16 protein-coding genes are annotated in these 22,749 nt (G+C 42.5%); 5 read left to right on the forward strand and 11 right to left on the reverse strand.

Going from position 1 to position 22,749, the window contains the following annotated elements; genetic code table 11:
• Positions 1–163 precede the first annotated feature (163 nt).
• Positions 164–1,588, forward strand: a complete 1,425-nt coding sequence (locus tag CJ305_RS12905; protein WP_099646702.1) for an amidohydrolase — start codon at positions 164–166, stop codon at positions 1,586–1,588.
• 58 nt (positions 1,589–1,646) lie between these two features.
• Here CJ305_RS12905 and CJ305_RS12910 read toward each other — a convergent pair whose 3' ends face one another.
• The 5 genes from CJ305_RS12910 to lon form a co-directional block, all read right to left on the reverse strand.
• Positions 1,647–3,077, reverse strand: a complete 1,431-nt coding sequence (locus CJ305_RS12910) for an NAD-dependent succinate-semialdehyde dehydrogenase (protein ID WP_099646703.1) — start codon at positions 3,075–3,077, stop codon at positions 1,647–1,649.
• Positions 3,078–3,454: 377 nt separating this feature from the next.
• Positions 3,455–4,627: an MFS transporter gene (locus CJ305_RS12915; protein ID WP_099646704.1), complete on the reverse strand. Its 1,173-nt coding sequence runs from the start codon at positions 4,625–4,627 to the stop codon at positions 3,455–3,457.
• A gap of 31 nt (positions 4,628–4,658) precedes the next feature.
• On the reverse strand, positions 4,659–5,354 hold the full coding sequence (cmk, locus tag CJ305_RS12920; protein ID WP_099646705.1) for a (d)CMP kinase: 696 nt from the start codon (positions 5,352–5,354) through the stop codon (positions 4,659–4,661).
• 25 nt (positions 5,355–5,379) lie between these two features.
• Complete coding sequence (gene porQ / locus CJ305_RS12925) at positions 5,380–6,402, reverse strand: type IX secretion system protein PorQ (RefSeq protein ID WP_099646706.1); 1,023 nt, start codon at positions 6,400–6,402, stop codon at positions 5,380–5,382.
• A gap of 108 nt (positions 6,403–6,510) precedes the next feature.
• Positions 6,511–8,961: an endopeptidase La gene (gene lon, locus CJ305_RS12930; RefSeq protein ID WP_099646707.1), complete on the reverse strand. Its 2,451-nt coding sequence runs from the start codon at positions 8,959–8,961 to the stop codon at positions 6,511–6,513.
• A gap of 215 nt (positions 8,962–9,176) precedes the next feature.
• Between lon and CJ305_RS12935 the strand changes: the two genes are divergently transcribed.
• The 4 genes from CJ305_RS12935 to CJ305_RS12950 are packed head-to-tail and all read left to right on the forward strand — an operon-like array spanning position 9,177 to position 12,117.
• Positions 9,177–9,731 (forward strand): RNA polymerase sigma factor, encoded by a 555-nt coding sequence (locus CJ305_RS12935; protein WP_099646708.1) that lies wholly within the window; start codon positions 9,177–9,179, stop codon positions 9,729–9,731.
• An 11-nt stretch (positions 9,732–9,742) separates the two neighbouring features.
• Entirely contained in the window at positions 9,743–10,288 is a 546-nt protein-coding gene (locus tag CJ305_RS12940) for a hypothetical protein (RefSeq protein ID WP_099646709.1), read from the forward strand.
• The gene (locus CJ305_RS12945) at positions 10,275–11,369 is read left to right on the forward strand and encodes a hypothetical protein (RefSeq protein WP_317044003.1); all 1,095 of its coding nucleotides are present in this window, start codon (positions 10,275–10,277) and stop codon (positions 11,367–11,369) included. The genes CJ305_RS12940 and CJ305_RS12945 overlap by 14 nt, the downstream gene beginning before the upstream one ends.
• Before the next feature lie 19 nt (positions 11,370–11,388).
• Positions 11,389–12,117, forward strand: coding sequence for a head GIN domain-containing protein (locus CJ305_RS12950; protein WP_099646711.1), 729 nt, complete (start codon positions 11,389–11,391; stop codon positions 12,115–12,117).
• 69 nt (positions 12,118–12,186) lie between these two features.
• Here the strand turns inward: CJ305_RS12950 and CJ305_RS12955 are convergent, their stop codons facing one another.
• From CJ305_RS12955 to CJ305_RS12980, 6 genes are all read right to left on the reverse strand, one after another.
• A complete protein-coding gene (locus CJ305_RS12955) occupies positions 12,187–13,515 on the reverse strand; it encodes an MFS transporter (protein WP_099646712.1) in 1,329 nt (442 codons plus the stop codon).
• Between the two features lie 84 nt (positions 13,516–13,599).
• A complete protein-coding gene (locus CJ305_RS12960; RefSeq protein WP_099646713.1) occupies positions 13,600–14,421 on the reverse strand; it encodes a M48 family metallopeptidase in 822 nt (273 codons plus the stop codon).
• Between the two features lie 91 nt (positions 14,422–14,512).
• Positions 14,513–16,906, reverse strand: a complete 2,394-nt coding sequence (locus tag CJ305_RS12965; protein WP_099646714.1) for a glycoside hydrolase family 31 protein — start codon at positions 16,904–16,906, stop codon at positions 14,513–14,515.
• A 286-nt stretch (positions 16,907–17,192) separates the two neighbouring features.
• Positions 17,193–19,112, reverse strand: coding sequence for a 1,4-alpha-glucan branching protein GlgB (glgB, locus tag CJ305_RS12970; protein ID WP_099646715.1), 1,920 nt, complete (start codon positions 19,110–19,112; stop codon positions 17,193–17,195).
• Positions 19,105–20,742 (reverse strand): maltokinase N-terminal cap-like domain-containing protein, encoded by a 1,638-nt coding sequence (locus CJ305_RS12975; RefSeq protein WP_099646716.1) that lies wholly within the window; start codon positions 20,740–20,742, stop codon positions 19,105–19,107. Before CJ305_RS12975 ends, glgB begins: the two co-directional genes overlap by 8 nt.
• A 42-nt stretch (positions 20,743–20,784) precedes the next feature.
• Positions 20,785–22,719: an alpha-1,4-glucan--maltose-1-phosphate maltosyltransferase gene (locus CJ305_RS12980; RefSeq protein ID WP_099646717.1), complete on the reverse strand. Its 1,935-nt coding sequence runs from the start codon at positions 22,717–22,719 to the stop codon at positions 20,785–20,787.
• Positions 22,720–22,749: the final 30 nt, after the last annotated feature.

Below are 22,749 nucleotides of genomic sequence, written 5' to 3' on the forward strand. Positions count from 1 at the left end.
TGAACTTCAACAAGAAATTGAAAACATTGTCAATATCAAATCTCATTTTTAGAGATTCCCTCATTTATAGATTGCTATTTTAGAATTCGACATAAATTCTTTTAAAGCCACAGACTAGGTCTGATTTTATTAACTTTAGAAGTACTAACTAAAATGTTGATATATGAATACAAAAGTTACATTCCTCTCCCTCCTTTTAGGAATCTTTGCTTTTGGGCAAAAAATCCCTAAGGATAAAAAGGAGCTTATTGCTTCTGTTGAAAATCACAAAGAAGATCTCATTTCAATTAGCGACAAAATCTGGGCAAATGCCGAAATCGCTTTTCAAGAATCTGAGTCTTCAAAACTTCTTGCCGACTATGCCGAAGCAAACGGTTTTACCGTAGAACGTGGTGTAGCAAATATACCGACTGCATTTATTGCGACCTATGGCTCAGGAAAACCTGTAATAAGCGTTTTAGGTGAGTTTGATGCATTACCCGGAATTTCTCAAAAGGCGCAACCTACTAAAGAACCCCTTGAAGCAGGTGCTGCAGGTCACGGTTGCGGTCATAACCTTTTTGGCACTGCAAGTCTGGGCGCAGCAATTGCTGTAAAAGAAAAAATAGAGGCTGGTGAAATAAAAGGCACTGTAAAATTCATAGGAACTCCCGCCGAAGAAAAATTCTTTGGAAAACTATGGATGCTAGAAGCAGGAGTTTGGGATGATGTCGATGTTAATGTTAGCTGGCATCCTTCTGAAGATACTAAGGCAGATGTGCAAAGTTCGCTGGCAATGGTTGACTTTATCGTTGAATTTCATGGGCAAGCAGCTCACGCCGCGGCTGACCCTTGGAATGGGCGTAGCGCCTCTGATGCGCTAGAATTGTATACAACCGGAATCAATTATTTCCGTGAGCATATCAAACCTACCGTACGTATTCATTATCATATTCAAGACGGTGGGCAAGTGGTTAACGTGGTACCTGATTACAGTAAACTTTGGGTACGCGTGCGCAACACCGATACCAAGGGAATGCTTCCTGTTTTTGAGCAGGTAAAGAAAATGGCAGAAGGTGCTGCGATTATGGCAAATGTAGATTACAAATATTCGCTGGTTTCCGGTATACGCGAAACTCTGGTAAACAGAACAGGTGGAGCGGTGATGCAAAAGAATCTGGAGCTTTTAGGACCTTTAACCTACACAGAAGAAGAAATCGCTTTTGGCAAGAAAATTCAAGAAATGACTGATAAACCTCAGGTAGGAATGGACAGTAAGATTTATCCTTTTGAAGAAACCAAGGATAATCCCGGCGGCGGCTCTACAGATGTTCGAGATGTGAGCTGGAATGTGCCTAATATTAATCTTGGGGTAACTGTTGCGCCTAAAGATACGCCCTGGCATTCTTGGGCTGTTGTCGCCTGTGGCGGAATGTCTATAGGCCACAAAGGAATGATAATGGCTTCAAAAGCAATGTCGATGACGATGTATGATCTTTTTGAGAATGCAAAACTTGTTGAAGAAATAAAAGCCGAATTTAAAGAACGAAAAGGTGACGACGTCTATAAAGCGATGATCCCTGACGGACCGCCTCCTATAGGTAACTAAAAAGAAAAACCCCGCTCATCACTGAACGGGGTTTTTCTTTTTAAAGTGACATCTGCAACTAGCTATTGAGTCTCATTATCGCTTTTTCATTTACAAATTCTTTAAGACCGAAACCTCCGTGTTCACGCCCGTAACCGGAATCTTTTACACCTCCAAAAGGCATATTAGGCTGCGCGACGCCAAAACTGTTGATGAATACCATACCGGTATCAAAATGCTTCTGAGCTAACTCAAAGGCTTTATCTTCATCTTTTGAGAAGATTCCTCCACCCAGGCCAAAACGACTATCGTTGGCAATACGCATCGCATCTTCATCATCTTTAGCCTTAATTAGTGAAGCTACAGGGCCAAAAAGTTCATCATCGTAAGCCGGCTGCCCCGGTTTAACGTTACCCAAAATGGTTGCGGGATAGAAAAACCCGTCTCCTTCCGGCATTTTACCTCCACATAGAATTTCAGCACCATTCTTTACACTTTCTTCAACCTGCTCGTGCAGTTGATCGCGCAAGTCTTCACGTGCCATTGGTCCTAAATCGCTAGCATTATCGGTAGGATCTCCCACTTTCAACTTACTCATTCCGGCAACGAATTTTTTCTTGAATTCGTCATATACTTTTTCAGTAACCACAAATCGTTTGGCAGCCACACAGGTTTCTCCATTATTATAGGTTCTACCTTTGATACTCCATTCAACCGCTAGATCTACATCGGCATCTTCAAGTACCAAATAGGCATCATTCGATCCCAATTCCAAAACAGTTTTCTTAAGTGCCTTCCCGGCTTTCTCACCAATAATTCTTCCGGCATCGCCGCTACCCGTTAAGGTCACACCCCGTACAAGGTCATTTTCAATAATTGAATCTGACTGGTCGTGTGAAATACGTAATACGGTAAATAGGTTATCTGGTAATCCGGCATCTTCAATAATTTCCTGAATTAAAAGGGCGCAACCGGTAACATTCTCGGCATGCTTTAATAGAATACTATTTCCTGCCATCAGGTTAGCAATAGTATAACGCATTACCTGATAGGTTGGAAAATTCCACGGTTGAATACCATAAATCACTCCGAGCGGTGCGTAGGTAATGATACCTTTTCCTCCATCAGGAAGCGTTCGTTCTATATTTCCCAGTTCCTTTGGTCCATTTTCCGATGTATAATCACAAATTGCTACACAGAGGTCAACTTCCTGTTCTCCCTGACTAAGCTTTTTCCCCATTTCTTCGGTCATAAGCTTCACCAGTTTATCTTTATGCTTAGATAAACTCTTTCCAATATTTTTAATGTGTTTTGCGCGTTCTTCCTGTGAAAAGTGCTTCCATTTAGAAAATGCTTCGTGAGATGCCTTTACAGCATCTTTCGCTTCTGCATCGGTCATTAATTTATAGCGTTTTAGTTCTTTTCCGGTTGCAGGATTAATCGTTTTTAATACGGAATCGTCTGAAGCCGTTGGCTTAGCGATTGGTTTTTCTGCTGTTGCTGTACTCATAATTTTTCTTTTTTTAGCTTTAAATTGAGGGATTACTAAAGTTTCTCCCTTGATTTTTATTAAAGTTAAAAAAGAGGTCCTGATTAATGGACTCAATTGGGAAAGCCTTAAGTGCATCTTATACTTAATTTAGGATAGACATAAAAAAAGAGCTCCCTTTTCAGGAAGCTCCGCACAAATCATTAGGCTTTTAGAATCAAATAGTCTTGATCATCACATCGTTTTAAATTGGTTTTGTAAAAAAATGCCCTGCAGCTGAAATCCAGCTCAATACCCAACGCACCAAAATTACTACACACAGTATTGTACAAGTATATTTTAGCCTTTCTTTAAGTGAATTTTGCGAACTATTCAAAAATTCCGGGCTTTAAACATGATTATTCCTTAGGTCTAGAGGTGCTTGAAAAGGCCTGAAAAGCGAGAATTAAAACAGAAAAGACAAGTCCGGTGGTTGCTACACCCTCCCATTTAAAATGTTGCCACGCATAGGCGCCCGCGACCGTACCTAACGCTCCTCCTATAAAGTAGCCTACCATATAAATCGTATTAACCCGGTTGCGGGCATCGGGGTTTTTAGTGAAAATGATATTTTGATTGGTTACGTGCAGACTTTGCAAACCGAAATCAACCAGCAAAATTCCTATTACCAACCCGATAATGGAATGGGCCGAAAATTCAAAAACAATCCACGATAAAATCAGTACGCCTGTAAAGGCATAAATCAGTTTTTTGGAATCGTATGTATCATTGAGTTTACCTGAAAGTGTAGCTCCCAAAGCTCCAATGATTCCCAGAACCCCAAACAATCCCGCAGCACCACTGCCATAACCGAAATTTTGTTCCATCAGAAAAACGAGCGTGGTCCAGAACGCACTAAAACCTGCAAAACCAAAACCTCCGCGCAAGGCGGCAATGCGCACCTCTGGCTTGGTTTTTACAATATCAATCAACGAGCGCATCAGTTGGGCATAGCTGCCTTTAAAATCTGTCTCAACATCAGGTAATTTAAAATACAAAATGACTGCATACACAATCATGAAGCCTGCCGCCAGATAGTACATAAAACGCCAGCCAAAATAATCGCCAATCATTCCGCTTATAAAACGGCTACCTAGAATACCAATGAGCAGACCGCTCATCACAATCCCAATCGCTTTACCCCGGTTTTCTTCACGCGCGAGTTGTGCAGCCATAGGAACAAACAGCTGTGGAACCACAGAAGCAAAACCCACACAAAAACTGGAAAGGGTAAGCATCCACAAGCTGGGAGCCAGTGCAGTACAAATAAGGGCCGCAACGATGGCAATAAAATCAAACAGAATGATTTTTCGTCTTGAAAATTTATCTCCAAGGGGAATGATGAAGAGCAATCCAAAAGCATAGCCCAACTGTGTGGCAAGCGGAATCTTGCTTACCTGAGCTTCGGTAACCTGAAAGGTTTGAGCCATAAGATTAAGCAGCGGCTGATTGTAGTAATTGTTAGCCACCACCAGACCGGCACCAACGGCCATAAGGTAAAGCAGGGAATTGCTAAGCTGAGTGGCTTTCATATTAAGAGATCAGAAAAACTAAAGCGCCAGATTAGCACCTGCCGTAAATACGGTCTTTTGCAAGTTGCAGTAAAATATGAAACTGATCTTCAATATTGGTATGGGTATTATCAAGCAGGATCGCGTCTTCTGCCTGTTTCAGTGGAGAATCTTTACGGGTGGTATCAAGCTCATCGCGCTTTTGTACATTTTCGAGCACAGCCTCATACGTCACGTCCTCACCTTTCTGCTGAAGTTCTTCAAAGCGTCTTCGTGCCCGCTCTTCGGCCGTAGCCGTCATAAACACCTTGAGTTCGGCATCTGGAAAAACCACGGTACCTATATCGCGGCCATCCATCACAATACCCTTGTCTTTCCCCATCTCGTGCTGCTGCATAACCAGAAGTTTACGTACTTCGGGCACCGCCGCAACCTGACTTACGAAATTTGAAACTTCTAAGGTGCGTATCTCGCGCTCCACATTTTCGCTATTCAGCAATACTTCACCCAGACCCGTATCGGCATTTAAGGCAAACTTGACATTAACCATAAAGAGATGACGTACGAGGGCTTCCTTATCAAAATAACCTTCTTTGATAAACAATTTGCGCATTGCATATAACGTGACTGCGCGGTACATCGCACCGGTATCCACATAAATGTAGTTCAGTTCTTTGGCCAGCATTTTTGCCACGGTGCTTTTACCTGTGGAAGAATACCCGTCAATAGCAATGGTTATTTTTTTCAAGAAGACTGATTTTTAAAGTTCTAGCTTACTGTAAATCGAGGTTTAAACCGAAAAATCCCGAACTCGCCGCGCTGTTATAGCGGGCATAGCTGTAGCTAAGCCGCAATTTATTAAACTTCACAGAAAAACCGGCACTCAAACCCGCAAAACTACGCTGGTCTGCAATACGCAATTCTTCGCCTCTCCGCACACTGTAACCCAGCCTGATGTTGAATCCCTTATCCGGAAATAATTCCGCCCCAAAAATCATATGCCGAAGCGCTTCATCAAAAAAGTTGATTTTTTCAGGAGTAGTGTTTCCATTTAAATCGCTGGTTGCCCTTGCCGGATTTTCAAAAGCCAGGTTCCAGTTTTGAACGTTTTCTAAAGTGAAATGCCAACGCAGCGGTACATGTTCTAATTTCTGAGAAATGCCCAAATCTACCTCAAGGGGAAGCGATTCATACGTCACATCATAAGGGGTAAATTGGGTTCCCAAATTGCGCACGACCCCGGCTACGTTAAGCCGCAGGTCTTCATTTACATAGATAAATCCCAGGTCAACCGTACCTCCAAACGAAGTGTACTGCTCCAGTTTTGAAGAGATTAGTTTTAGGTTTGCGCCCACAAAAAAATCGGTTCGCGGAATGTTGTACGCGTAACCCACCGAAAATGCCACTTCTCCCCCACTAAAATCTCCGGTTTCATTACCCTGCTCGTCGAATCCCGAAAAGTTTCCGTAGTTGATGTAAGTAACTCCAGCCTGAATAACCTGCCTGCGCCGGTCGATTAGATAAGCATAACTCGCCGTACCATAATTCACGTCTGCCAGGTAATTCACATAATTAATAGCAAATTGATTGTCCATTTCCGCATTAATCACCGCCGGGTTGAAAAGCGCCAATGCAGGGTCGTAGCTGTAATCGGTAAGCAGCTTACCTCCCAGTGCGGCCTGCTTGGGTGAAGAAACCAGGTTTAAAAACTGATAGGTATCGCGCCCTCCCAACTGCGCCTGTAGACTTTTGGCACAACATACAAGAAACACAAGAAGTATAAGCGTTCTCAGCATAGTAAAGGGATGGCTTCCCGGTTAAACGGTTTACAATGATACTTTATTTTCAGAGCACAAAAAAACCCGCATCCCAAAGAATGCGGGTTTTATAACTCGTTTTGAGTATTACAGAATCTTGGCGTTTTTTACCTGTTCTTTAGTAAGTGCCAGTTCAAGAACTTCGCTCATATCATTTACATAATGAAAGGTAAGTCCTTTTAGGTACTCCTCATTGATCTCTTTAATGTCGCGCTCGTTTTCTGCACACATAATGATTTCCTTGATGTGCGCACGTTTTGCAGCCAGAATCTTTTCTTTGATCCCGCCCACCGGAAGCACTTTACCACGCAGCGTAATCTCACCTGTCATCGCTATGTTTTTCTTCACTTTACGCTGGGTAAATAAGGATACCAAAGAGGTTAGCATAGTGATTCCTGCACTCGGTCCGTCTTTAGGCGTTGCCCCTTCCGGCACGTGAATGTGTACATTATAATTTTCAAACACCCCTGGATTTAGTTCGAGGGCATCGGCGTTAGACTTGATGTACTCCATCGCCAGGGTAGCACTTTCTTTCATTACTTTCCCCAGGTTTCCGGTAACGGTAAGGTTTCCTTTTCCTTTAGAAAGTATAGATTCTATAAAAAGAATATCACCACCTACCTGCGTCCAGGCTAGTCCGGTTACTACACCGGCAACCTCGTTGTTTTCGTATTTATTACGCTCCAGTTTGGGAGATCCCAGAACTTCAATAACCGTTTCGGTATCGACTTTCACTTTATACTCCTCTTCCATCGCAATATTTTTGGCCGCGTAGCGCACCATTTTAGCGATTTGTTTTTCCAGACCTCGCACACCCGATTCGCGCGTATAGCCTTCCACAATTTTTTCGAGTTGCGGTTTGGCGATTTTCAGCTGATCGGGTTTTACACCATGCTCTTTTAATTGCTTCGGAAGCAAATGGCGCTTACCTATTTCGACTTTCTCTTCAATGGTATAACCGGTTACATTAATGATTTCCATTCGGTCGCGCAATGCAGGCTGAATGTTACCCAAATTGTTTGCGGTCGCGATAAACATCACTTTTGAAAGGTCAAAACCTAACTCCAGGAAGTTATCGTGAAACTCAGCGTTTTGCTCGGGATCTAAAACTTCAAGCAAAGCGGAAGAAGGATCTCCCTGATTGCTGTTGCTCAGTTTATCTATCTCATCCAACACAAATACCGGATTGCTGGTACCGGCTTTCTTCAAATTCTGAAGAATTCTACCCGGCATCGCACCTATGTAGGTTTTACGGTGCCCGCGTATCTCTGCTTCATCACGCAAACCACCTAAACTCATACGCACGTATTCGCGGCCCAGAGCTTCAGCAACTGATTTACCCAGGGAAGTTTTACCCACACCGGGAGGTCCATACAGACACAGGATTGGCGACTTCATATCGTTACGCAGCTTCAGAACCGCCAGGTATTCGATGATTCGTTTTTTAACATCATCAAGACCATAATGATCGCGGTCCAGAATGCGCTTAGCCCGTTTCAGGTCAAATTTATCCTTGCTGAATTTATTCCAGGGCAGATCCAGAAACAGATCGAGGTAATTGCGCTGTATGCTGTATTCCGCCACCTGCGGATTCATACGCTGCATTTTAGACAATTCCTTGTCAAAATGCTTGCCTACCTTCTCATCCCATTTTTTCTTTTTGGCGCGCTGGCGCATTTCCTCCAGTTCGTCTTCCTGAGAAACCCCACCCAGTTCTTCCTGAATGGTTTTCATTTGCTGATGCAGGAAATATTCGCGCTGCTGCTGGCTCATATCGTTATGCACCCGACTCTGAATATCGTTTTTCAGCTCCAGTTTTTGCATTTCAGTATTCATGTGCCGCAAGGTTTGCAGCGCACGCTCCTGCAGGTCATTTATCTCTAATAGATTTTGCTTCTCTTCAACCGTAAGGTTCATATTAGAACTCACGAAGTTGATCAAAAACGAATCGCTTTCGATATTCTTAATCGCAAAACCGGCCTCGCTGGGGATATTTGGCGACTGCTTGATGATTTGTAGCGCTTTCTCTTTGATGGAGTCTATAATCGCTTTAAACTCGGCACTATCCGGTTCAGGTCGCGTCTCAGGCACTTCACGTACGGTGGCGACCAGATAAGGTTTTTCGGTAATTACCTCAGCCACATTAAAGCGCTTTTTACCCTGAATGATTACGGTAACGTTTCCGTCAGGCATTTTTAAAACCCGCAAAATACGCGCTACCACACCCATTGTATTGATATCATCAGCACCCGGATTTTCGACCTTTTCGTCTTTCTGAGAAACAACACCAATGATTTTAGAACCTTTATTCGATTCATTAATAAGATCAATAGACATATCACGCCCTGCGGTGATGGGTATTACCACACCGGGAAAAAGGACTGTATTGCGCAAGGGTAAAATAGGCAGGGTCTGGGGTAGCTCCTCGCGGTTTATCTCATCTTCATCTTCGGGGGTCATTAACGGGATTAATTCGGCATCGCCTTCAAAGTCCTGTAATGACAGATTGTCAAGATTTGTAAATTTTGTATTAGCCATAGCATAGTTTGACACTTTGTCACAAAAAAGAAGCCTTGTGATTTCGTGCTTTTTTTTATAATTCCTGTTAAGGCCCTAAAAATCAATAATAACAGGGGTTTAGGGCTCTTTTCACTAACTATATTTCAATTGTTGTGCCAGCGTCTTCAGAAAAAATATCGCAAAACTGTAACAATGTATGGATGCACGTATCTTTATAACGAAGCACTAACCCGTTGAATACAACTAACCAGGAAATAGAATTATTGCTTTCGCTTTGCAAAGACGGCAATCAAAAAGCGCAGCTTGAGGTGTACAAACGCTATTATAAAGCTATGTACAATACGGCCCTGCGCATTGTCAAGGACACTGCCGAAGCAGAAGATGTGATGCAGGAGTCATTCCTCAGCGCATTTACCAAGCTCGACAGCTACAGCGGCGATGCGACCTTTGGCAGCTGGCTGAAACGCATTGTTGTCAACAAAAGTATAAGTAGTTATAATAAGCGCTTAAGGCGTAAAGAAGACGATCTGGAAGACACCCTCTACAAACTGGAGGATGAAGACGGGATCACCGAATGTGATGCAGATAGCTTAGAGATCAAGCGTGTTCTTAAAACTATGGATGAGCTAAAAGAAAGCTATAGAATTGCGCTCTCTTTAAACCTTATTGAAGGCTATGATTATGACGAAATGAGCGAAATACTGGGAATCAGTTATGCCAATTGCAGAACCACGGTTTCCCGGGCGAAAGAAAGTTTACGTAAAAAATTGAGCGAAAGCTTTGCTTAAAGAAAAACACTATGAAAACGAATTTAGAAGACTGGTTTAAAGAACAGCGTGATTGCTTTGATATCGCTGAGCCTGCAGAAGATCATCAGCTTCGCTTTTTAGAGAAACTGCAAAAGCAGGAACCTAAAAAAGAGAAAAACTTAGATTGGTGGAAGCCATTACTTTCTGCCGCAGCCGTGGTGCTCCTGATTTTTATGGGGTATCTGGGTACTGCAAAAGAGAAGCCTACTGATCTCGCAGCCGTTTCGCCCGAAATGGCAAAAACCAAAGACTTTTTTACAAAAACCATCGAAGAAGAACTGTATAACATCAATGAAGCACGCACTCCCGAAACTCAAAAGCTGGTAGACGATGCCCTGAAACAACTGGAAATCCTGGAAAAGGATTATCAGAAACTGGCAGACGACCTGAGTACAAGCGGAGAAGACAAACGGGTGATTTACGCTATGATCGCCAATTTTCAGGCGCGCATTGATTTGCTGAATACCGTTCTTGAAAAAATTGAATCAATCAAAAAACTTAACACCCTAAAAAATTATGAAGATGCTTTACTCTAAACTAATCCTGTTTTTCCTGCTGATGCCTATACTAGCGACAGCGCATACCGATCCTGATCGTTTTAACGGCCGGTATACCAAAGAAAAAAAGATCACTAAAGACTATAATGTAAAGGCAGATGCCCTTTTGAAAATAAACAACAGCTACGGTAATGTTGATCTCATTGCCTGGGATCAAAACCGTATTACTATTGAGGTAATTGTACGCACCAATGGTAATGACGAAGAAAAGGTGATCAAAAAGCTCGAAGAGATTGATGTGAACTTTGAAGCGGATGCCAGTATGGTCTCCGCACGTACCAAAATCAAGGAAAGCAACAGCTCCTGGTGGAGCAGCTGGATCAATGGCAACGACAACGTCAAGATGGAAATCAACTATAAAGTACGGGTTCCTATCTCTAACACCATTGACATCAGCAACGATTATGGCGGTATTTCTTTAGATAAGCTGAAAGGCGTTGCCAAAATCTCCTGCGATTATGGACACATGGATTTGGGCGAATTGCTCGCAGACAATAACGAACTGCGTTTTGACTACACCAACAACACCCGAATCGCCTACATGAAAAGCGGAAAGATCAGCGCAGACTACAGCAGTTTCACTTTGGAAAAAGCCCAAAATGTAGTTCTGAATGCCGATTACACCAAGTCTAATTTTGAAGATGTGAGCAAATTACTGTACAACTGCGATTATGGAAGCATCGACATTGGAAACGCCGGCAATATTGAAGGCAGCTCTGATTATTTGAGCGTAGAAATCGGAAAAGTAATGGGTAATCTTTCACTCAATCTCGATTACGGTTCCGTTCGCATAGACGAGGTTACCGCCAAAGCAGGAAACGTGCGCATCAACACCGACTATGCCAGTGTCAAGATGGGTTACAGCAACGCCTATAACTTCAACTTTACCATCAAGCTCAGTTATGCAGGGCTTAAAGGTGAGGATGATTTGGAGTTCTCGCGCAGACAGATAGAATCGTTTAGCAAATATTACGAAGGGTATCACGGCTCAAAATCTGCAGCCAACAACGTAAGCATTACTTCAGAATACGGAGGTGTTTCCCTCTATAAAATCAATTAATACTAAATCAATCAAAAGCATGAAAAAACAAGTAGCATTAATAGCATTAGTACTTACCACAAGCCTTATGCAGGCGCAATGGTGGGGAGGAAACAAAGTAGAAGGTAACGGCAATGAAGTTACCCGTGAACGTCAGGTAGGCAGTTACGACGAAATTGACGTTGCAGGCAGCTTTGATGTGTATTTGGTAGCCGGTTCAGAAGGCACCGTTACGGTAGAGGCCGAAGAAAATCTTCAGGAATACATCATTACCGAAGTTAAAGGCGATAAGTTGAAAATACATACCAAAGACGGATACAGCCTGCGTAGCTCGCGTAACAAGGACATCATCATCACAGTACCTTTTAAAGACATTGACAAAGTAAGTCTCGCAGGTTCGGGCGATGTGATGACCAAAGACGCCATTAACACGCAAAGCTTCAGATGCGCTCTTGCCGGAAGCGGTGATATGATGCTTGAAGTTAATGCTCAGGATGTAAGAGCCTCACTAGCGGGATCTGGCGATCTGGTAGTTAAGGGAAGTGCTCAGGAAGTTGAACTTGAGGTAGCAGGCAGCGGTGACCTGGATGCTTCAGATCTTAAAAGCAAAGATGCTACGGCACGTGTTTCGGGCTCCGGAGATATCAACCTCAACTGTGATGGTGGTACCTTAAAAGCCAATGTTGCCGGTAGTGGTGATATTCGATACACCGGAAATCCTGATAAAATCAACTCTAATGTTATAGGCTCAGGCAGTGTGAGCAACTAAAACAACTATTCATCAATCAACTGAAAAGGCTGTCTCGTTAGGGACAGCCTTTTATTTTTTAGGTTTAATTTAGGCTTGTTCGATAATTCGCTTCCGCGGAACGAAAAAAAGTAAAATCACGCCCAGAACGAAAAATGCAATAAAAAATAGAATAGCAACACGTATACTGGTTTCTTCAGCGATATACCCGTAAGTAGACATCCCAATTACGATCCCAATCTTTTCAGAAACATCGTAGAAGCTGAAATACGAGGCGGTGTCCTTCTCCCCCTCCGGAATTAATTTAGAATAGGTAGATCTTGACAAAGACTGAATTCCACCCATAACGAGACCAACAAATGCCGCGGTGAAATAGAATTGAAAAGGAGTTGTGATCGTATAAGCGTACACACAAATCCCTATCCAAATCATATTGATCACGATAAGCGTTGGGATATTCCCAAACTTCGCAGAGGCTTTAGAAGTTAGCCAGGCGCCTAAAACGGCAACCAGCTGAATGAGCAGGATACTCACGATGAGTCCCGTGGTGCTGTCTGTTTCACCCCAGTTTAATTCTTCAATCCCAAAATAGGTCGCGATAAGCATAATGGTTTGAACCGCCATACTGTACACAAAGAAGGCGGTCAGATAAGTGCGCATCGGCTTATCGTATTTAAGCTTCTTCCAGATTTTCTTCAATTCTTTAAAGCCATTAAAGAGCACATCATTGGTAAGTTTTTCCTTTTTATTGCCTTTCGGAAGGTAATAATAGGTGTATTGACTGAAGCCTATCCACCATAAACCGGTAAGTACAAATGAAAAACGGGTTGGGAAGTCTTTGTCTTCAAAACCAAAAGTCTTGTGCATCAAAATCATGGCCAGACACACACATAGTAAAATCACGCTGCCTATATACCCCAGTGAATAACCTTTGGCACTGATGTGATCCTGTTGATCAGGGAATGCGATATCGGGTAAATAGGAATTGTAAAACACCAGACTTCCCCAAAAACCGATCAAAGCCAGAAAGTAACACAAGAGACCAAACCACAAAAAATCGGTATCAAACCAGTATAATCCAATACAGGAAACGGCACCGAGATAACAGAAAAACTTCATAAAGAACTTCTTATTCCCCACATAATCTGCAATCCCGCTCAACAACGGACTCAAAAAGGAAACCATCAAAAACGCGGCTGCAGTGACGTAGCTGATAAGCGTGTCATTATTAAAATCCCTGCCTAAAAAGTTTACGGTGTCATCTAACTTATTTCCGTCAGCATCTTTAACGATGGTTATAGCCCCATAAAAAATGGGGAAAATAGCTGAGGCAATCACCAGACTGTAAACCGAATTGGCCCAGTCGTAAAAGGCCCAGGCATTCAAGAGTTTTTTACTTCCTTTTGGCAAAGCTTCCATAAGCAGATGGTTCAGTTTAAGAAGGGACTAAAATAAGAAAGCCGCTTCAATGGAAGCGGCTTTTCAATTACTTTTTAAAAAGGATTAGTCCTGTGTGGGATTAACTCCAAACTTTTTAGCTTCGGCTACTGCTCTTGGAGCAATTTCTTTCAAGCGTGCGATACGGGTATCTGCTGAAGGGTGAGTACTGAAAAACTCCGGTGGAGCCTGTCCGCCTGATGCAGCACGCATACGTTCCCACAGACTAATTGCAGCATAAGGATCGTAACCTGCGATGGCAGCGATTATGGTACCAATCTCATCTGCCTGATTTTCGTGGCTACGGCTAAAGGGTAACATACCACCTACAGTAGTACCCAGACCATACGCCTGATTAAAAATTTGTTGTTTTTGAGGATCATTACCTATAAGTATTGAACCCGCAACGGCACCTAAACCTTGTGCCTGAGCAGCAGTCATACGCTGAGCACCGTGATTTGCCATCGCGTGAGCGAGTTCGTGCCCCATTACCATTGCAAGGCCGGCTTCGGTTTCAGCAATCGGAAGCAAACCGGTAAACACAACAATTTTACCGCCGGGCATACAGAATGCGTTGACAGCATCATCTCGAATAAGATTGTATTCCCACTGGTAATCGTCCAGGTAATTAGGGTATCCCAAAGCAGTCATGTAACGCTCTGCAGCAACCGCAATACGGTCACCTACACGTTTAACTTCGGCAGCCTCGGCAGTACCGCGTACCACATTATTTTCTGCTAAAAATTGATTGTATTGCTGAAAAGACGCCGGGAAAATTTGCTCATTGCTGTAAGCATTGAACGTTTTCTTACCCGTAAACGGACTGGTTTTACAGCTTAAAACCAGCGTAAACGTCATTAAAACGAGTATAAGTTGTTTGAGTTTCATGGTATAGTATTAAAATTTAGTAGGCTGAAATTACAAATTCTAACTACCTGTTTTTTAACAATTAGCTTAACTTTAATACTACTTGTGAAAATTATCCTATAATCTGAACTACAGAAAAATCTTCAGGCAGCTTTAGAAATTTGTCCTCTTTATCCAGATTATTCAAATCATATGCCACGTTATCAACTTTAATCTTCTTAATACGAAACGGTAACCCGATTAAATGGAGTTTTATGGTGTCGTATTCGGTTTCAAAATTTCCGCCTTTGTGCTGCTGTATGGTAAGATCTGTAGCTTTTCCTCTCAGCTTAAAATTGCGCAAACTGTACCTGCCTTTTTTATAATCGTAGCCGTCATTCGCGTCTTCATACACCTGTGAATCAATAGTGTCTTCGGCGTAATACACATCGAGCTTCAATTCTTCAATGCTTAACTCGCCCACGTATTGCTGAACCGGATATCGCGGAATAATAGCGCCTTCCTGTACAAACATGGGGATACTATCTATATCTGCATCTACCCACAGCTCGCGGCCACCTTCCAGATACTCTTCGGTCCAGAAATTGTACCAGCGACCTCTCGCCAAATACATTCTGCGTCCTTTAGAGTTAGGCTCTATAATAGGGCAAACCAGAATGTTGTTACCAAATATAAACTCATCAGTACGGTAATGCGTATGCGGATCTTCCTGATCAAAATAAACCAGTGGTTTAAGCATAGGAATACCCTCTGTGGCATATTCGTAAAACATGGTATAGAGGTAGGGTAAGAAAGTGTATCGTAATTCGATAAATTTTCGGGCAATATCAGTCACCTCATCGTCAAAAGACCAGGGTTCCTGATCCCCGTGGTGGCCTGATGAATGCACCCTGCAAAACGGATGAAACACCCCAAGCTGAATCCATCTTGCAAACAATTCTCCGGTAGGTTGCTCCGCAAAACCACCTATATCAGTGCCCGTAAAAGACATACCGCTCAGGCACATACGCTGCACCTGATTGTTGGCTATCCACAAATGTTCCCAGGTAGCGACATTATCTCCCGTCCAGGAAGAAGTAAATCGCTGAGCCCCGCTATATGCGCTTCGTGTAATTACCAGCGGTCTCTTAGGATACACATATTTCTTAACCCCTTCATAGGTCGCGCGTGCCATCTGAGTCCCATAGACATTATGCGCTTTGCGATGGCTGCAGGGATGCCCGTCAAAATCGTGACGCACATCATCGGGGAAGGTCTTGCCGGGGACTTCCATTACCGCGGGCTCGTTCATATCGTTCCATACCCCGCGAACGCCAATTTCACCTACCAATTCTTTAAAAAGTCCTGCCCACCATTCCCGTACTTCAGGATTGGTATAATCAGGAAAAGCACATTCTCCCGGCCATACTTTCCCTATCATATCAGGACCATCTGCCCGCTTGCAGAAATAACCATTCTCTAAAGCTTCCTTATAAACCCAATAATCAGGATCAATCTTAATACCCGGATCTATAATGACAATGGTTTTAAAACCGTCATTCAGCAGTTCTTTAACCATGCGCTTAGGATCGGGGAAGTATTCCTTATTCCACGTAAAACACCTGAAGCCTTCCATATAATCGATGTCGAGATAAATCCCATCGCAGGGAATTTTCAGATCCCGGAATTTTTTAGCAATGCCTTTTACCGTAGACTCCGGATAGTAACTCCATTTACACTGCTGAAAACCTAATGTCCAAAGCGGAGGCAACTCGGGTTTGCCCGTAAGGTGTGTGTAGTTTTGTACCACTTCACTCATCTCTGGACCGTAAATAAAATAATAATTCATCTCACCTCCCGGTGCCCAGAAACTGGTTACATCAAGTCGTTCCTGACAAAAATCAAAGGTTGACTTAAACGTGTTGTCAAAAAAGATTCCGTAGGCTCTTTTGTCTTTCAACCCGATGTAAAATGGTACCGATTTGTAAATAGGATCTGTTTCTTTACCAAATGCATAGGAGTCTGTCGCCCAGTTTGAAAACCGCCTTCCTCTCAGATTAAGATGTACCGGTTTATCTCCCAGACCATAAAATGCCTCTCCTGGATGTGAGCGTTTGCTCATCTTTACGATATTTCCGCCCAGAGTAAAACTTTCTTCATAATGAAAACCCAGTTCATCTTCATTAATCAGGTTACCCTCGGTATCGAGAATTTTGGTCTGTAGGCTTATCTTTTCAATCTTGATAATGAGCTTTGCAGTAGTTACAATGTGAAAATTCTTATTCTCGCTTAGCTCTAAATGATTGTAACCAATGTGGTTATCAGGGTCTATTGCATAGGAAAAATCCTCTTCAAGGATTCCCCTCGTACCGTAGCGAAAGCGCACTACGCTATCGCGTAAAACGGTGAGTTCAAGAATTACATTATTTTCAGTGGTAAAATACAGCGTATCAACCTCCTGACGTATATTTTTTACAGAATTTGGAAACTGATTTCCTTTCTGCTCTAATTCGGTATTTGTAATCATGCGTTAAGGGATTTACGTTATAATCAAATACGGTTTTGGGGGATTTAAGCGAATGGAAAATTCCTGTTTATCAATGGTTTTATAAATTAAAACACCACTGCTTGGCTTTTTGTTAAGCGGACTCTAAGTTACCGGTTTCACTGAAAGATCTCCTCTATGATTGAAAAAGATATCAACGAACTAGTAAACAGTATTTTGCAGTTTTTAGCGTTTATCACTTGTAAAAAACAAGAAAAGGAACTGAATTAGTTCCTTTTCCGTGAAATCTATCATTTCATTATTTTTCTCATAAGGCAAAGACCATTGTTGCCAAAGGTGCCAGATCCAATTTTATACTGTTTTCTCTGGAATTCCAGGGCACGGCTTCAACTTCTACCTGTTCTGTAAGGTAATCTCCACTTCCGCCATATTCCTTTTTATTGGTGTTGAGTATTTCGGTAAGTTTTGATTTTGCCTTATAGATTTCTGATGGTACTCCTACCCTATAATTCTCACGCGGTACCGGAGTAAAATTGCAAATAACCAGTACGGTTTCTTTTGGTTTATTCCCTTTTCGCAGATAGGAGAGCACACTGTTTTCTGAGTCTGACCATTCTATCCATTCAAAGCCCTCATTACTGAACTGCTTCTCGTACAAGGCCGGATGTGACTTATACAGTTTATTCAAATCAGTCACACAAGCCTGCATTCCTTTGTGGAAATCATACTGCAGCAGGTGCCAATCCAGACTTTCTTGAAAATTCCACTCAGAGCTTTGTGCAAATTCGCCACCCTGAAAAATGAGGTTGGTACCGGGATGGGTGAACATGTAACCAAACATCAATCTTAGGTTTGCAAAACGCTGCCATTCGGTTCCCGGCATACGGTCAAAAAGTGATTTCTTCCCGTAAACCACCTCATCGTGCGAAAGCGGTAACATAAAATTCTCTGAAAAGGCATAGGTCATTGAAAAGGTTATATCATTCTGATGGTATTTGCGATAAACCGGTTCTTTCTTAAAATACTCGAGCGTATCGTGCATCCAACCCATCATCCATTTCATACCAAAACCAAGTCCGCCCAAAAACACCGGTTTTGATACTCCGGTATAACTGGTAGATTCTTCGGCGATGGTCTGTACATCGGGATAATTTTTAAATACGGTGACATTAAGCTCTTCTAGAAAAGCAATGGCATCCAAGTTTTCACGACCGCCAAACTGGTTAGGCTCCCACTCCCCATCTTCACGTGAATAATCAAGGTATAACATAGAAGCCACGGCATCTACGCGCAGACCGTCAATATGGTATTGATCAAGCCAGAACAAGGCATTACTTATTAAGAACGCACGCACTTCATTACGGCCATAATTGAAAATCAAAGACTTCCAGTCCGGATGCCAGCCTTTACGCGGATCGGGGTGTTCGTATAAATGGGAACCATCAAAATTCCCCAGTCCGTGTGCATCCTCAGGGAAATGCGAAGGCACCCAGTCTAAGATAACCCCAATGCCTGCCTGATGAAATTTATCAACCAGCAGCATAAATTCTTCGGGATACCCAAAACGCGAGGTCGGTGCAAAATACCCGGTCAATTGATAACCCCAGCTGGGATCGTACGGGTATTCCATAATGGGCATAAACTCTACGTGAGTAAATTCCATTTTTTTTACGTAATCTACCAAATCATCAGCCATTTCGGTATAACTCAGGCTTCGGTTCTCGTCCCCTGTTTTCTTCCAGGATCCCAAATGCACTTCGTAAACTGAAAAAGGAGTATCAAGCGCATTGTGTTTAGCGCGGTTTTTCATCCATTTGCTATCCTTCCATTTGTAGTTGGTATCATATACTACTGAAGCCGTTTTGGGCGGATGCTCTGCCCTGCGGGCGAAAGGATCGGCTTTTTCAGTCTTTACATCATTTATGTGCGACTGTATTTTGTATTTGTAGATCGTACCGTGACCGACTTCAGGAATGAAACCTTCCCAGATTCCACTGCCGTCCCAGCGTACGTTGAGTTTATGATCACCCTCAAGCCAGTAATTAAAATCACCTACTACGGAAACGGACTTAGCGCTGGGCGCCCATACCGCAAAGTAAGTTCCCTTTTTTCCATCTACGGTTACCGGATGTGAACCCAATTTTTCGTAAAGTCTAAAATGCTTTCCGGCTTTAAAAAGTTCAATATCAAAATCTGAAAATAAGCTGTATGCGTGTACGTTACTCATATTTTTGTTGGTTAAGTATATTGGAGATTCCTTTAAAGGGGATTATAGCCCAGCGGGGTCTTGCATTTAGCTCATACCCCAATTCATAGACCGCCTTCTCCAGCAGGCAATATTGTAATAAAAATTCAATTTCTTTGATGTATCCTATATTAAGATTAGCCTGTTGTACTTCCTGTATATAGGTGCGTAGAAAAACCCCGACGATGTTACCGTATAAAACTTCGGCTATTTCAAACAACTCATTGAGCTCGTAATCATACTCTTCGTGATTGTTGAAAATAGTGGCATAAATCGCATAATTAAATGACCTGAACATACCGGCAACATCCTTAATTGGTGGTTGTTTCACTTTACGATCCCGAATGGTACTTTCAGGCTCACCCTCAAAATCAATGATGTAAAAATCTCGCTCGTGGACTAACACCTGACCTAAATGGTAATCCCCGTGAATGCGCAGGCGTTCACTTTTCAGTTTGTCTTCGTCAAAATCAAGCAACTGCTTTCTGATTACCTTCTTATTGCTTAAAAATTCATTGGCAAGTTCCAGTTGCAGACCATCCAGTTTGTGCAGGTTGTTTTCAACAAGGTTTATTCGATTTTCAAACTGATAAATCAATCTGTTTTTTAACCAAACCGAATAATCATTTCCAAAAGGCTGCGGTGTAAATGCGGTGTTTATACGCTCCTGCCCCAGACCAATATGCATTTGCGCAGTACGCATTGCCAGGTTAGACACATCTTCAAAAAAACCGAGCGGACACCAGGCTAAAATAGCCGAAGAAACATCCGTCACAGCAAGTTGTTCCAGATATTTTACCGGCCTCAGAGTTTCCAGTTTGGGCTTTTGATCTGATAATTCTTTAAAAACACCTTTTAAATAATGTGTGAAATATTCCCAGGCATCTCCTTTATTGGGAACAAGCTCCTGCATTAAGCCCAGGGTAATCACGTTTTTATCGCTAAACTTAAGTGTGATGCTCCCCAAATATTTAGGCGTATTCTTGAAAAAGCCTTTCATAGTAAGATACTTACTAATCTCATAATCAGGATTCTCATCTACATAAACCCGTCTGAAAATTTTCAGAATACAAGTTTCGTTGTAGACTATTGAAGTATTGCTTTGCTCAACTCCCATAAGTCTGCTGCTCTCGTAACCGGCAATCGTATTTGACCTCCCACGGCGATACGCAATTTCCTTATATCGGTATTTTTCGCCCTCCAGAATTTTTAAGAAGATTTGCTTGCGAAAAGATTCCAAAAGCAGGGCATCTACCAAAAAGCCCTCTTGACCGTTGAGCCTCAATCTGGCTATAATTTTATCGCCTACAACACTTTGATCGGTAATAAACGCGATGGGTAAAAAGTAATTTTGAACAAAAGCTTCCTGAAAATTTACTTCAAGAACAACCCCATAAAAGCGGTCATTTTGATCTTCAATAGGAAAACTATCAATAATCTCAAGGTATTTTAAAGCACTGGCCTTGCCACCATACCAACGTTGCTTGAGGATATAGGGTTGTAAAATATCATTACAAAGTTCACGGTTAAAACGCTCGTTTTCGAGCAGTTCTTCCCAGCTTGACTCGTACTTAAAGTCTAGTCTGCCGTCAATTTGATTATCCTCGGACATGGTTTTGGTTTAATGTGTTAGTTTTCTTTTTCTGCTGTAGACCTATTTGAAAATCTGAAATATGTGAAAGGGTAATGCAGGGTGTAGCTCCACATAATTCCATTCATCGTTCCAGGTATAGGTGCTGTCTGTAATTACATCTTTAAGTGTGAGTTCAGAACCCGGTGCGAGACTCATAAGTTCATAAGGTAACCTGAGATTACCGGCCTGCTTGTAATAGGGATCAAGGCTTACGACAACCAGAATTTCATTTTTGAAGCCTTCATCCCATTTATAAAAAGCAATCAGTCCTTCGTTTTGTATATCGCAAAATCGAATGTTATTGGTTTGCTGAAGCGCCATATGCTGTTTACGCGCAGCGTTTATTTTACTAATAAGGCGTATGAGCTTGTTATCTTTATTCCAGTCCCAATGGCGTATCTGGTATTTTTCAGAATTCATATATTCTTCCTTACCAGGCACGGGATCACTCTCCATAAATTCATAAACCGGTCCGTAGAGACCAATATTTGAACTTAAAGTTGCCGCCAGAGCATATCGTATGAGGTGCTGCGCCTCGTTAGCTCCCTGCAGATGCCAAGGGTTTATATCGGGCGTATTGGGCCAGAAATTGGGACGGTAGTATTCCTTTTGTTTGGTTTGCGTAAGCTCCGTCATATATTCTATGAGTTCGTGCTTACTGGTTCGCCAGGTAAAATAGGTATATGACTGACTGTAGCCTTGCTTAGCCAGCTGCTGCATAATTTTTGGCCGCGAAAAGGCTTCAGCTAAAAACAGCACGTCGGGGTGCTTCTTCTTAATTTCAGAAATAAACCAGTTCCAGAAGTAAAATGGCTTGGTATGTGGATTATCAACTCTAAATATTTTGATTCCCATATCAACCCAGTGTAAAGCCACGCTAAGGAGTTCTTGCCAGAGATCCTTAAAATCCTCGGTCTCCCAGTAAAAATTTACAATATCCTGATATTTCTTAGGTGGATTCTCTGCGTATTGCATCGTACCGTCAGGACGTTTTCTAAACCAGGTGGGATGCTCGGTCAGATATGGATGATCTGGAGCCGCCTGAAATGCGAGATCCATAGCCACTTCAATTCCTAAACTTTCGGCGTGATTGATTAAATTCTTAAAATCTTGTTCGGTTCCTAATTCCGGATGTATGGCTTTATGCCCCCCGTGCTTAGAGCCTATTCCCCAAGGCACACCGCTATCTCCGGGTTCGGCATTGGTTGCGTTGTTTCGGCCTTTTCGGTTTACTTCGCCAATTGGATGTATGGGTGGGAAGTATAGTGTATCAAATCCCATTCCAGCCACGCGCGGTAACAGGCGCTCGCAATCTTTAAAAGTGCCGTGTTTACCTGATTCTTCACTCGCAGATCGCGGAAAGAATTCATACCAGGTACTGAAACGCGCCTTGTACCGGTCTACATAAACCTCAAGCGTTTTGCTTTCGTGCGCCAGATTCCGGGTTGGATGATCTTTAAAAATTCGATGTAAATCTTCAGAAATGGCATATTTACAGGCCTCGTCATAACGATTTTCATCAGCAAATAATTCTTTGACGTGAGCCACATACTGCTTTCCATCATCGTCCAGTTTTTCGGCAACTGCTTCTAAATGCTGAATTCCGTCAAGCAACTCGCTTTTCACATATTGCGCATCTTTTAGTTTTGCCTCAATACCGTGCTGCCAGTTTAGCGGATGATCAATCCATCCTCTTATTTTATATTCATAAAAACCCTGATGCTCCACACTAAAACTTGCCGCATATGCGTCATTCACAAGAGGGTTCATCCGTACGGTCTGCCAGGTTTTATCTGTTTTACGTTTAAAACAAACTTCGGCCTCCAGCACATCGTGCCCATCTCCTAATACGTCTGCGGTTACGTGCACCAGCTCACCGGTTACCCGTTTGATAAAAAAATCCCCACCTTGCAGTTGGGGCTCTATATTCTCTATAACAATGCGTTCTCTAGTCAAGGTTAGTCGGTTTTAATTTTAGATTGAATA

The sequence above is a fragment of the Leeuwenhoekiella nanhaiensis genome (assembly GCF_002744755.1).
Classification (GTDB): Bacteria; Bacteroidota; Bacteroidia; order Flavobacteriales; family Flavobacteriaceae; genus Leeuwenhoekiella; species Leeuwenhoekiella nanhaiensis.